The sequence below is a fragment of the Pseudomonas sp. B21-023 genome, assembly GCF_024749165.1.
Lineage (GTDB): Bacteria > Pseudomonadota > Gammaproteobacteria > Pseudomonadales > Pseudomonadaceae > Aquipseudomonas.
Map to the genome: position 1 here is coordinate 4942136 of NZ_CP087190.1, position 12236 is coordinate 4954371.

15 protein-coding genes are annotated in these 12236 nt (G+C 65.9%); 7 read left to right on the forward strand and 8 right to left on the reverse strand.

Features of this window, described 5'->3' with window-relative positions; all coding sequences use genetic code 11:
• Window positions 1-42: 42 nt before the first annotated feature.
• The 3 genes from maiA to hmgA are packed head-to-tail and all read right to left on the reverse strand — an operon-like array spanning window position 43 to window position 3283.
• Window positions 43-672, reverse strand: coding sequence for a maleylacetoacetate isomerase (gene maiA, locus LOY42_RS22275; RefSeq protein WP_139668664.1), 630 nt, complete (start codon window positions 670-672; stop codon window positions 43-45).
• A 13-nt stretch (window positions 673-685) separates the two neighbouring features.
• A complete protein-coding gene (gene fahA, locus LOY42_RS22280) occupies window positions 686-1978 on the reverse strand; it encodes a fumarylacetoacetase (RefSeq protein WP_139668662.1) in 1293 nt (430 codons plus the stop codon).
• Window positions 1979-1981: 3 nt separating this feature from the next.
• Complete coding sequence (hmgA, locus tag LOY42_RS22285; protein ID WP_198755205.1) at window positions 1982-3283, reverse strand: homogentisate 1,2-dioxygenase; 1302 nt, start codon at window positions 3281-3283, stop codon at window positions 1982-1984.
• 190 nt (window positions 3284-3473) lie between these two features.
• Between hmgA and LOY42_RS22290 the strand changes: the two genes are divergently transcribed.
• A complete protein-coding gene (locus LOY42_RS22290; RefSeq protein WP_094010273.1) occupies window positions 3474-4253 on the forward strand; it encodes an IclR family transcriptional regulator in 780 nt (259 codons plus the stop codon).
• 287 nt (window positions 4254-4540) lie between these two features.
• Here LOY42_RS22290 and LOY42_RS22295 read toward each other — a convergent pair whose 3' ends face one another.
• The 4 genes from LOY42_RS22295 to LOY42_RS22310 form a co-directional block, all read right to left on the reverse strand.
• Window positions 4541-5455, reverse strand: coding sequence for an SDR family oxidoreductase (locus LOY42_RS22295; RefSeq protein WP_139668658.1), 915 nt, complete (start codon window positions 5453-5455; stop codon window positions 4541-4543).
• A 115-nt stretch (window positions 5456-5570) separates the two neighbouring features.
• Entirely contained in the window at window positions 5571-6476 is a 906-nt protein-coding gene (locus tag LOY42_RS22300) for an alpha/beta fold hydrolase (RefSeq protein WP_139668656.1), read from the reverse strand.
• A gap of 173 nt (window positions 6477-6649) precedes the next feature.
• Window positions 6650-7336, reverse strand: a complete 687-nt coding sequence (locus LOY42_RS22305; RefSeq protein ID WP_102682530.1) for an LrgB family protein — start codon at window positions 7334-7336, stop codon at window positions 6650-6652.
• On the reverse strand, window positions 7326-7712 hold the full coding sequence (locus tag LOY42_RS22310; RefSeq protein WP_102682531.1) for a CidA/LrgA family protein: 387 nt from the start codon (window positions 7710-7712) through the stop codon (window positions 7326-7328). The genes LOY42_RS22305 and LOY42_RS22310 overlap by 11 nt, the downstream gene beginning before the upstream one ends.
• Before the next feature lie 102 nt (window positions 7713-7814).
• Here LOY42_RS22310 and LOY42_RS22315 point away from each other — a divergent pair, with 102 nt between their 5' ends.
• Window positions 7815-8702, forward strand: a complete 888-nt coding sequence (locus LOY42_RS22315) for a LysR family transcriptional regulator (protein WP_258599327.1) — start codon at window positions 7815-7817, stop codon at window positions 8700-8702.
• 113 nt (window positions 8703-8815) lie between these two features.
• Here the strand turns inward: LOY42_RS22315 and LOY42_RS22320 are convergent, their stop codons facing one another.
• Window positions 8816-9271, reverse strand: a complete 456-nt coding sequence (locus tag LOY42_RS22320; protein WP_139668652.1) for a flavodoxin — start codon at window positions 9269-9271, stop codon at window positions 8816-8818.
• A gap of 184 nt (window positions 9272-9455) precedes the next feature.
• Here LOY42_RS22320 and LOY42_RS22325 point away from each other — a divergent pair, with 184 nt between their 5' ends.
• The 5 genes from LOY42_RS22325 (at window position 9456) to LOY42_RS22345 (ending at window position 12210) form a co-directional block, all read left to right on the forward strand.
• A complete protein-coding gene (locus LOY42_RS22325) occupies window positions 9456-10079 on the forward strand; it encodes a hypothetical protein (protein ID WP_102682534.1) in 624 nt (207 codons plus the stop codon).
• Between the two features lie 147 nt (window positions 10080-10226).
• Entirely contained in the window at window positions 10227-10799 is a 573-nt protein-coding gene (locus tag LOY42_RS22330) for an antibiotic biosynthesis monooxygenase (RefSeq protein ID WP_102682535.1), read from the forward strand.
• 76 nt (window positions 10800-10875) lie between these two features.
• On the forward strand, window positions 10876-11568 hold the full coding sequence (folM, locus tag LOY42_RS22335; RefSeq protein WP_139668650.1) for a dihydromonapterin reductase: 693 nt from the start codon (window positions 10876-10878) through the stop codon (window positions 11566-11568).
• An 11-nt stretch (window positions 11569-11579) separates the two neighbouring features.
• The gene (locus LOY42_RS22340) at window positions 11580-11876 is read left to right on the forward strand and encodes a DUF1244 domain-containing protein (RefSeq protein ID WP_102682537.1); all 297 of its coding nucleotides are present in this window, start codon (window positions 11580-11582) and stop codon (window positions 11874-11876) included.
• Entirely contained in the window at window positions 11869-12210 is a 342-nt protein-coding gene (locus LOY42_RS22345; RefSeq protein ID WP_139668648.1) for a HopJ type III effector protein, read from the forward strand. The genes LOY42_RS22340 and LOY42_RS22345 overlap by 8 nt, the downstream gene beginning before the upstream one ends.
• Window positions 12211-12236: the final 26 nt, after the last annotated feature.

Below are 12236 nucleotides of genomic sequence, written 5' to 3' on the forward strand. Positions count from 1 at the left end.
CCTGTCTTTTGTTGTTATGAGTGCAGGTGCGGGCTGGGTGGGTCAGTTGGGCGTGTCGGGCTGCCTCGACGGGTGAGCCTTGTGGAAGGCCGGGTGCTGTTCGGCGAGGGCCGCCACCCGGCAAATGCGCGGGTAGCCACTGAGGTCGATGTTGAATCGCTCGGCCGCGTACAACTGCGGGATCAGGTAGACATCGGCCAGGCCCGGCGTCGCACCGAAGCAGAAGCCATCGTCGCCGATCAACTGCTCGATCGCCGCCAGCCCCTGGCCGATCCAGTGGCCGATCCACTGGTTGACCTGTGCCTCGTCGTGTCCCAACTGACGCAGCTGGTTGAGCACGCTGACGTTGTGCAGCGGGTGGACATCACAGCCGATGATCGCCGCCACGCCACGCACCTTGGCCCGGGCCTCGGCTGCGGTCGGCAGCAGCGCTGGCTGCGGGTGCGCCTCTTCGAGGTATTCGATGATCGCCGGCGACTGCACCAGCAACTCGCCATCGTCAGTACGCAGGGCCGGCACCCGCCCCTGCGGATTGAGCGCCAGGTAGTCCGCGCCGCGCTGCTCGCCCTTGAGCAGGTTCACCGGCAGGGCCTGGTAGGCCAGGCCCTTGAGCGCCAGGGCGATGCGCACCCGATACGACGAGGTGGAGCGGTAGTAGGTGAACAGTTCCATCGCCCTGCCCTCCTCAGTTGGCCGCGACGATGGTGCCACGGCACTCGCCGAAGCCGATGCTGGCTACGCCATCACGCACGCAACGGGCGCGCAGGATGATCTCGTCGCCGTCCTCGAGGAACTTGCGCACTTCGCCGCTGGCCAGTTCCACCGGCTGCTTGCCGCCTTCGGTGATCTCCAGCAGGCTGCCGAACGAGCCTGGCGCCGCGCCCGACAGGGTGCCCGAGCCGAACAGGTCGCCCGGTTGCAGCTGGCAGCCGTTGACGCTGTGGTGGGCGACCATCTGTGCCACGGTCCAGTACATGCTGCGGGTGCTGCTCAACGTGAGGCGATGCGCCGGCAGGTTCTGCTCGCGCATGCGTTCGGTCAGCAGCAGCACTTCCAGTTCGATGTCGAAGGCGCCGGAGGCCTGGTCGCGCTTGTCCAGCAGGTATGACAGCGGCTGCGGGTCACCCTCCGGACGGACCGGCTGGGCGCAACGGAACGGCTCCAGGGCCTCGGCAGTGACCACCCATGGCGACACCGTGGTGATGAAGCTCTTGGACAGGAACGGGCCCAGCGGCTGGTACTCCCAGGCCTGGATATCGCGCGCCGACCAGTCGTTGAGCAGGCAGAAGCCGGCCACGTGCTCGGCGGCGTCGCCGATCGGGATCGGCTGGCCGATGTCGTTGCCCTGGCCAATCCAGATGCCCAGTTCCAGCTCGTAGTCCAGGCGCGCGCAAGGGCCGAAGCTCGGCTCGGTCTGGCCCGCCGGCAGTGTCTGGCCCTTGGGGCGGCGCACGTCGGTGCCGGACGGCCGGATGGTCGAGGCGCGGCCGTGGTAGCCGATCGGCACGTGCTTGTAGTTGGGCAGCAGCGGATTGTCCGGGCGGAACAGCTTGCCGACGTTCTTGGCGTGCTCGATGCCGACGTAGAAGTCGGTGTAGTCACCGATCTTCGCCGGCAGGTGCAACTGGCATTCGCCGGCCGGGTACAGCGCGGCCTTCAGGGCCGCCTGGTGCTCGCTGCCCTCGCCCAGCAGCGCCAGCAGGCGCTGGCGCAGGGCAACACGGGCCTCGCGGCCAAGGGCGAAGAAGGCATTCAGCGCGCCGCCCACTGTCGCTTCGACGGCGGCCTTGGCCGCCCCCTCGAACAACCCGGCGGCCAGCACGGCCTCGAGGTCGAGGATCGCGTCGCCGATGGCCACGCCGCAACGTGGCGTCTGCCCTGGGCGGCTGAAGATGCCCAGGGGCAGGTTCTGCAACGGGAAGTCGCGGTGCCCGTTGGCGTGCTCGACCCAGCTACGGGCAATGGCGGTGTGGTTCATCGGTTATCTCCGGTTCGGGTTGAAGGTGCTCGGCAAGGTGGCCCAGCAACTATCGTAGTCGGCCTGCAACTGCGGGCTTTCGAGGGCCTGGCGGCTAGGGCGCAGCACCTGGCTGGTCTCGAACATGAAGGCCATGGTGTTGTCGATCTTGTGCGGCGCCAGGTCCACCGAGATGGCCTTGTCGCAGGTCTCGGCGTCGGGGCCGTGGGCACTCATCACCCCATGCAGCGAAGCGCCGCCGGGCAGGAAGCCTTCGGCCTTGGCGTCGTAGGCGCCCTGGATCAGGCCCATGAACTCGTTCATCAGGTTGCGGTGGAACCATGGTGGACGGAAGGTGTTCTCGGCCACCATCCAGCGCGGCGGGAAGATCACGAAGTCCATGTTGGCCATGCCATGCACGCTGGTGGGCGAGGTCAGCACGGTGAAGATCGACGGATCGGGGTGGTCGAAGCTGACCGTACCGATGGTGTTGAAGCGGCGCAGGTCGTATTTGTAAGGCACGTTGCTGCCGTGCCAGGCGACTACGTCCAGGGGCGAGTGCTGCAGCTCGCAGGCCCAGTGTTCGCCGAGGAATTTCTGCACCAGCTGCACAGGGCCGGTGCTCTCTTCGTAATGGGCGACCGGGGCGAGGAAGTCACGCGGGTTGGCCAGGCCATTGCTGCCGATCGGGCCAAGGTCCGGGATGCGCAGCGGCGCGCCGTGGTTCTCGGCAATGTAGCCCCGGGCCTGCGCATCGAGCAGTTCGACCCGGAACTTCATGCCGCGCGGGATCACCGCGATCTCCAGCGGCTCGACCTCGAGCACGCCCAGTTCGGTGGCAATGCGCAGGCGGCCTTGCTCGGGCACCAGCAGCAACTCGCCGTCGGCGTTGAAGAACACCCGCTCCATGGAGCGGTTGGCGCGGTAGATGTAGATACTCACGCCGGCCGGTTTCTCCGATGCCGAGTTGGCCACCATCGGCAGCCAGCCGTCGATGAAGTCGGTCGGTTCGGACGGCATCGGTTGCGGGCTCCAACGCAGGCGGTTGGGATTGACGCCTCCCAACGGCCCGGTCAGCGGCTGGCGCTCCAGGCGCTCGAAACGCGGGTGCAGGGCCGAGGGGCGAATGCGGTACAACCAGGTGCGTCGCAGTTCGCTGCGGGTCATGGTGAACGCGGTGCCCGACAGCAGCTCGGCGTACAGCCCATAGGGAGCCTTCTGCGGCGAGTTCTGCCCGACCGGCAGGGCGCCGGGAAGGGCTTCGCTGGCGAACTCGTTGCCGAAGCCGCTCAGGTACTGGAGCTCAGGGGATGTGTCGCGGGTCATCGGTGCCTCCGGGCTGCTGGGAGCCGTTTCGGGCAGCTGGCTGCGGAGCCCGATCCTGAAACCGGCACCAAGGGCGGCAGCGCGTCTGCATTGTTTTTATCGTAATCAGATTACGAATAACGTAATTTGCCCGAGCGCAGGCGTCAAGCTATAAAGGCGCCACCCCATGAAATCTGCATAGAAGTCCCCCATGGCCAAAGCCAGCAGCACCGACAACGGCAAACAGAAAGTCCGCTCGGCGGAAGTCGGCACCGACATCCTCAAGGCCCTGGCCGAACTTTCCCCCTCCACCTCGCTGTCGCGCCTGGCCGAGCATGTCGACATGCCGGCGAGCAAGGTGCACCGCTACCTGCAGGCGCTGATCGCCAGCGGCTTCGCCGAACAGGACCCCGCCACCAACCACTACGGGCTGGGGCGCGAGGCGTTGCGGGTGGGCATGGCGGCCCTGGGTAGCATCGATGTGCTGAAGGTGGCGGCGCTGCCACTGTCGCAATTGCGCGACGAGTTGAACGAAAGCTGCTTCATCGCCGTGTGGGGCAACCAGGGCGCGACCGTGGTGAGCATCGAGCCGGCGGTGCGGGCAGTGACGGTGGTGACGCAGATCGGCTCGGTGCTGCCGTTGCTCAGCTCGTCCACCGGACTGGTGTTCGCCGCGCACCTGCCCGAGCGCGAGACCGTGGAGCTGCGCGACCGGGAACTGGCAGCGCTCGGCCAGACGGCGGATGACTATGCCGCCCTGCTCGAACAGATCCGCCAGCGCGGCCTGCACCATGTGCACGGTTTGCTGATGCCGGGGGTGGACGCGCTGTCCGCGCCGGTGTTCAACGCCATGGGCCAGGTCGCCGCCGTGATGACCGTGGTCGGTCCGACCTCGATCTTCCATGCCGACGAGCACGGCCCGGCCGCCCGGCGCCTGCTCGCCGCAACCCAGGCCACCAGTTGGCGAATGGGATACGGCGCGGATCAGTAAAAGGACTTACAAAGCATTACGGACTTTTCCTGCGAGAGCGGCCTATAGTCCGCCTCGCACTTTTACTCGAAACGTAAAGGTGAATGTCATAAGCGGGTATTTTTCCCACGGGATCATGCGCTTATTCTGACCTCACTGGCCGGCACGAAGGGCTCTCCCCCCTGCTTTTCGCGCCCGCCCAGGTTCACCGACGTTGATTTTGAAGCTCCTTGATCTAACGTCTCGATTGGCCGCTGCGATTGCAGCGGCCTTTTTTATTTCTGCAAGAATCGCAAGATCGGCGCCAATCAACCCAACGGATACCTCTGCAGGTTCGCCATCATCTGCTGCAACGCCTGCAGGCTGTCCTGCGGGTGCTCCGCGCCCTCGAAATCACCGATCCGCCCCCAGTTGTCCGCCACCTGCTCGGGGGTGAACCCTTCACGCGGGTCGAAGCCCACGCCCTGGCTACGCTCCCAGCGCACCTTGCCCACCCAGCCGCCGCCCACCTCGAACAGTTCGCCGCTGTCCTGGCACTGCTCGCTGCCCAGGTACACCACCAACGGACTGATCAACTCGGGCTGCAGACGTTCGAACACCTGCGGCGGGATCAACCCCTCGGTCATTCGCGTGCCGCCGGTCGGGGCGATGGCGTTGACCAGGATGCCGTGCTTGCGGCCCTCGATGGCCAGGGTGCGGGTCAGCCCATAGAGGCCGAGTTTGGCCATGCCATAGTTGGCCTGGCCGAAATTGCCATAGATGCCCGAGGTGGACGAGGTGAAGATCACCCTCCCCCAATTCTGCGCCCGCAGGTGCGGCCAGGCGGCGTGGGTAACCTTGTAGGCGCCCTCGACGTGCACCCGGTAGACCAGCTCCCAGTCGCTGTCTTCCATCTTGTGGAAGGTCTTGTCGCGCAGGATGCCGGCGTTGTTCACCAGCACATCGACCCGACCGAAGGTATCCAGGGCCTGCTCGACGATGCGCGCGCCATCGGTGACCGAGTCATGGTTGGCGATGGCCGTGCCGCCCGCGGCGCGGATCTCCTCCACCACGCGGTCGGCCGCCGAGGCGTTGGCGCCTTCACCATGTGTAGACCCACCCAAGTCATTGACCACCACGTGAGCGCCGCGCGCGGCGAACAGCAGCGCATGGGCCCGGCCCAGGCCGCCGCCGGCCCCCGTGACGATCACCACTCGATCCTGCAGACGTACCGGCTCGCTCATGCTCAAGGCTCCTGGCAATGAAGGGATGCAAAGCAGTTTCCGCCAGCCGCCCGGGCCCGGCAATCAAGCGCACCGTGGCGAATGCCGCCCGATAACGCCCGACGATGATCGCCGGTCAGGACCAGGCGACCTTCAGCGGTAAATAACTCATCGGTTGCTCACGAAAGGCCAGGTAATGGCGCAGCACCTGCACCGGCGCTTCGGTGTGGGGGTAATGGCCGATGCCCTGCAGAACCACGGTGTCCGGGTCCGGGACGATTTCCCGGTAGCGCTCGACCATGTGCGCGCCGGACAACGGATCGACCGCGCCATTGATGAAGCGCAGCGGCACGCCCGGACGTTGCAGCGCGGCGACCCAGCGCTCGCGCTGGGCCCGGCGTTCCGGCAGGAAGCTGACCAGTTTGTGCAGGATCCGTGGGCCTCGGTTGGAGGCGATCAGGCTCCAGTAGTCGTCCAGGGCGCTCTCGCTGGGATGGGTGCACGGGCCATAGACCTGGGTGACGTTGCGCACCAGATCGTCGCGCCCGAACGAGCGCCCGACCAGCCAGCCCAGGCGGCTGAGCAGCAGCTTCTGGACCAGCAGCACCCGGCAGCTCTCGGGGAACAGCCCGCTGTTGAGGAACACACAACTGGCCACCTCCAGCCGCCGTTCGTGGTGCCGGGCCAGCAGCTCCTGGGCGACGCTGCCGCCGTAGTCGTGGGCCAGCAGGTGCACCGGCTGGTCGATGTGCAGGTGCGCCAGCAACGCCTGCTGCAGGTCGGCCTGCTCGAGCAGGCTGTAGTCATGGTCCGCGGGCTTGGCCGAATCGCCGAAGCCGAGCATGTCGCAGGCCACCACACGAAAGCGCTGGGTCAGGGGTGCCCACAGGTAGTGCCAATCCCAGCTGGCCGTGGGGAAACCGTGAAGCAATAGCAGGGGCTCTCCTTGCCCTGCCGTCCAGTAGCGGATGCTCTGGCCCCGGAAAGTGAACCCCTGGCTCCGGGTGCGCCAGACGCACAATGGAATTTCGGCCAGTGGCATCACGGTCGTCCCGGTGGATAAGCGTTGGAAGAGGGCAAGGCTGCGTTCATTGCATGTCACCTCGGCACTTACATGTGCTCTCTATGTCGAGGCTCAGTCTAGAAGCCTATACGAAGGTGATAAGTCGCCTTGGCAGCCAGCCTGATGACCGTGCGAGTCAGTGGCACGAACGGTCAGATCAACCTCATCAGCAACGGCGCGGCCAACAGGTTGAGCAGCCCGGTCAGGACCATGACCAGGCCGGCCACCGAGCCTTCCTCGCGCCCGACTTCCTGGGCGCGGCTCACCCCCGCGCCATGGGCACCGACACCGAACAGAGCCCCCCGCGCCAGCGGTGTGCGCAAGGGCAGCCAACGCAGGAGAATGCCGCCGAACATCGCCCCGAGCACCCCGGTAAACATCACGAACACCGCCGTCAGCTCCGGCACGCCGCCCAGGTCCTGGGCCACGGGCATGGCGAACGGCGTGGTGATCGAACGCGGCAGCAACGACAGGCTGACCGCATCGTCCAGCGCGAGCAGGTGCGCCAGCGCCCAGGAGCTGCCGATAGAAGCCACGCTGCCGGCGAGCATGCCGACCAGCAGCGCCGGCCAGTGCCGCGCCAGCAGTGCCCGTTGTTGCCAGATCGGCACCGCGAAAGCGACGGTGACCGGGCCCAGCACGCCCATCAACCAATGCGTGTTGCGGGCGTACTCGGCGTAGGCGGTGTGCAGCGGCACGGCCACCGCCAGCAGCAAGGCCGGCACCAGGATCAGCGGCGACAGCAGGTAGCGCCCGCTGCGCCGGTACAGCCAGCGGCTGCCCAGGTAGGCGCCCAGGGTCAGGGCCAGCCAGAACAGCGGCATGGGTTCAAGGCTCATGGCGCAACCTCCAACGGCACACCAGCTCGACGGTGACCGCGGTGACCACCATCACCAGCAGGGTGCTCAGCGCGATCACCAGCAGGATGCGCCAGCCCTCGCTGCGCAGCAGGCTGCCGTAGTCCAGTAGGCTCATCAGCGCCGGAATGAAAAACAGCAGCATCTCGGCCATCAGCCAGCCGGCACCCAATTGCAGCGTGGCAGGTTTGAGCAGCCCGGTGGCGAACAGCGCCAGCAGCAGCGCCAGGCCCATTACCCCACCGGGAATCGGCCAGGCGAGCCAGGCGGCCAGCTGGCCACCGATCAGGAACAGCGCCAGCAACACCGTCAGTTCGGCGAAAAGGCGCAGGGTCTTCTTCAGTAATGCAGGATTCATGGGCGGGAGTTCCTCGACAACGGGCCCATTGTAAAAGTCGTCCACCTAGGCCAGAAGCGAATTGTTAGACTGACAGCCATTCCAAAATAGAATCCGGCATACATGGAATTCAAACAGCTGCGCAGTTTCATCGAAGTCGTCCACAAAGGCGGCTTCACCCAGGCGGCGGGTACCCTGCACGTCAGCCAGTCGGCGGTTAGCAAGCAGGTCGCCCAGCTGGAACAGGACATCGGCCAGCCGCTGCTGGAACGCCAGGGCTCACAGTTGCTGCTGACTGCCGCCGGGCGCATCGTTCTGGAGCGCGGCGAAGCGCTGCTGCGCCAGCGCCAGGAGCTGCTGAGCGAACTCGACGATCTCAGCCAGATGGCCCGCGGCGAATTGCGCCTGGGCCTGCCGCTGCTGGGCAGCGATGCGCTGTTCGCTGGGTTGTTCGCCGAGTATCGGCGGCGCCATCCGAATATCTCGATACAACTGCTCGAAGGTGGCAGCCGCATGGTCGAGCAGGCCGTCAAGAGTGGCGAGTTGGAGCTGGGCGGCAGCCTGACGCCAAACGACCCAGCGTTCGACTACCAGCCGTTCTGCAATGAGCCACTGGAAGCCTTGCTGCCCGCCGGCCACCCGCTGGCCGGGCAGGTCGACGTCGCCCTGGCACAACTGGCCGACACGCCGTTTCTGCTGTACCAGCGCAGCTTCGTGCTCAACGATCGATTGCTCAGCGCCTGCCAGCAGGAAGGCTTTACACCCAAGGAGGGTGGGCGTAGCGGCCAGGCAGACTTTCTTGCCGCATTGGTGGCGGCCGGGCAAGGCGTGGTGCTGCTGCCGGCGATCGTCGCACGGGCGCTGGAACGGCCCGGAGTGGTGCGCTTGCCGTTGCGGGCGCCGGATTACCTGAGGTGGGATATCGCCTTTATCTGGCGGCGCGGGGCATATCTGTCACGGGCGGCGCAGGCGTGGCTGGCGTTGTTGCGTGAGGACTCAGCCATGCATTGAGGCGACCGGCCCTATCGCGGGGCAAGTCGCAGCGGCGCACCGCCGCTCCCACGAGCATCATGGAGCTTTCGTGGGAGCGGCCTTGCCCCTCGATAGGACCGGCCCAGGCAAAATCAGCCTTTCAGCACAGCCGCAAAATCCGCCAGCCACGGCTCGGCATCGGCCTCCGGTGTCACGGTCTCACTGGCATCTAGCCGCAGCATCGGCAGCACTTCGTTCACCCCCAGCTCGGCGAACAGCTCGCGCATCTGCTCGCCACCGCCGCAGTAGGTGTCGCCGTAGCTCGAATCGCCCAGGCCGATCACCGCCCCTGGCAAGCCGCGCCAGGCCGCCGGCAGCACGTCGCGGATCGCGCTGTACAGCGGCATCAGGCTGTCGGGCAGCTCGCCCATGCCGGTGGTCGAGGTCACCGCCAGCAACGCGTCGGGGCCAAAGCCCTCAATGTCCTGCAGGGTGGCGCGTGCCGCGTGCCAGGCTTCAAGGCCGGCGGCCTTGAGCAGCGACTCGGCGTGGCGGGCGACTTCGTCGGCGGTGCCGTACACCGAACCGGAAATAATGGCGACTTTCATCGGGTGAGGATTCCGAAACTGAGTGAAAACGTAGGATACTAGCATTCGACAGTGGCAAAAGGCCGCCTCCGGCTAAAGTCACAGGCTTCAGGATTTTCCGACGAATGACCGGAACGAAGCGGATTGACCACTGTCCACCGCCGTGAAGAAATCGCCGTTACCGATCGCCCCTTCGAGTCAGACCATGCAAGCAGACGCCCTACTCTCCCAGGACGAACTGGATTTCATCCAGGACATGCAGCATTCGCCCCAACTGAACCTGGCCGACCCCATGTCGAGCCTGCTGGTCAATGGCGACCGTCGTCTCAAGGACCTGCTCACCCGCCTTGTGGCCAACGAGCAGGTGACGCTGCAGGCCAGCTTCAACAACCAGCAGTTGAGCTTCCCCCTGCAACTGGTCGAGGATGAATTCCACGCCCTGCACCTGCAACTCGGCTCGCCGGACATCTACGAGGATGGCCCCAGGCTGCGGCCCTGGCGCCTGTCGCTGCAGCCCCCGATCGCGTTGCTGGATGATCATGGCCAGGCCAGTGACCTGTGGGTACGCGACATTTCCTTCAAGGGTGTGCTGCTGGAAGTGCGCGATGGTGCTCAAGCCCCTGCGCAATTCAACCTGCGCTTCGCCGCCGAGGACATCCCGCCGATCGGCCTGCACGGCGCGCTGCGCCGGCGCATCGGCCCGCGACTGGCCGCCTACGACCTGACCCACACGCCGGCCGAAGAGATCGAGCGCCTGCGCGAGTACATCCTCCAGGCCCACCGCAAGGCTCACCCCGAACTGCACGCCCAGGCTCCCTGCACAGCCTGAAGACCGTCCAGCCCCTGAAACTGACTGGTCATGATTGATCGGCGATAATCCGTGCCCGATTCTTGCAAGCCCGCCTGCGCCGCCCATCACCCCGGGCCGCAAGCCAGGGTCCGGCTACCCGCCAGCCCCGTCGCCAGGAGATACACGATGTCTACTCCACCCGTCACCTTGATGGTGTCGCGCCGCGCCGCCTGCGGCCGCTACCAGGACCTGCTGGCCTGGCTGCACGAAGGCGAGCAATTGGCCACCGACTTTCCCGGCTACCTGGGCTCGGGCATCCTCGCCCCGCCGAGCGAGGGCGACGAATTCCAGATCATCTTCCGCTTCGCCTGCGAACAGACGATGCACGCCTGGGAGCATTCCGCATCGCGCAGGGCCTGGCTGGAGCGCGGCAACGGCCTGTTCGAACGCCCCAAAGAGAGGCGCGTGAGCGGTATCGACGACTGGTTCGGCACCAATACCGTGCAAAAACCACCGCGCTGGAAGCAGGCAACGGCCATCTGGCTGGCATTCTTTCCGGTTTCGCTACTGTTCAACCTGCTGTTCGGCCACTGGCTGGCGCCACTCGACCTGTTGCCTCGAGTGCTGCTCAGTACCCTGGCCCTGACGCCATTGATGGTGTACCTGTTCATCCCGCTGTCCACCCGGCTGCTGGCCGGCTGGCTCAACACCACGCCACGCGCCGCCACCGAACGTTCCCAGGGGCTGCGCAGCCGCTGAGGCACGGGCTCGCAAGGCCGCGCAGTTCGGGTATGCTGGGGCATCACGCACGGACAGACGAACAGACCGCCCGAACATGAACAGCCCAATCCTCATCACCGGCGCCAGCCAGCGCGTCGGCCTGGCCCTGGCCCTGGAGCTGGCCCAGGCCGGCCATACGGTGGTCAGCGCCAGCCGTACCTTGCAGGGGCAGGCTGCCCACCCGAACATCCAGCAGTTCCAGGCCGACCTGACCCGCGGCGAAGACCGCCAGGCCCTGATCGACCACCTGCACAGCCACTACGACGGCCTGCGCGCGATCATCCACAACGCCTCGCTGTGGCTCGACGATGGCCTGGACAACCTCGATACCATGTTCCGCCTGCACGTCGAGGCGCCCTACCACCTCAACCTCGCCCTCGGCGAGCTGCTGAACAAGGTGGACAAAGCCGACATCATCCACATCTGCGACGAAACTTCCTCGCGCGGCAGCAAGAGCCACATCGGCTATGCCGCGACCAAGGCCGCGCTGCAGAACATGGTGCTGTCGTTCGCCGAAAAGTACGCGCCGAAGGTACGGGTCAACGGTATCCTGCCCGGCCTGCTGATCCTCAAGGAAGGCGGCGACGAACAGTACCGCCAGCAGACCCTGAAGAAAGCCCTGCTCGAATTCGAGCCCGGCGCCCGCCCACTGATCGACGCCGTGCTGTTCCTGCTGCAAAGCCAGTACAGCACCGGCAGCCAGGTGGTCATCAATGGTGGCCGCCATCTGAAGAACCGCATGACCTGAAGAGACCGCCCATGACCCCGCAACAACAGCTCGAACTCGAAGCCGCCGCGTTCCGGCGCCTGGTCGACCACCTGCAAAAACGTACCGACGTGCAGAACATCGACCTGATGAACCTCTCCGGCTTCTGCCGCAACTGCCTGTCCAAGTGGCTCAAGGCCGCCGCCGATGATCGCCAGATCGAGCTGAGCCTGGACGATGCCCGTGAGCAGGTGTACGGCATGCCCTATGCCGAATGGAAAGCCCAATACCAGAACGAAGCCAGCGCCGAGCAGAAAGCGGCGTTCGAACAAGGAAAACCGCGTGACTGACCTGAATAGCCTGCGCAGCAGCCTCGCCAGCGGCGAACACGTTTTTGCCGACACCCTGGCCTTCATCGCCGCGAACTACAGCTACCAGCCCCAGGCCTTCGACAATGGCGACGTGCACAACGCCGCCGGGCAGAACGAAGGCTCGTGCAAGACCCTGGGCCTGGCGCTGCTCGAAGGGTTGAGCGACCAGGAGGCACTGCTGGCCTTCGGTGAGCACTACCGTAGCGTGGTCGCCACGCCCGAGGGCAGCGACCATGGCAATATCCGTGCGCTGATCAAGCATGGGCTGGCCGGGGTGAAGTTCACCACCCGGCCACTTGCGCGCCTGGGCTGATAGCAGATGGGGCCGCTGTGCGGCCC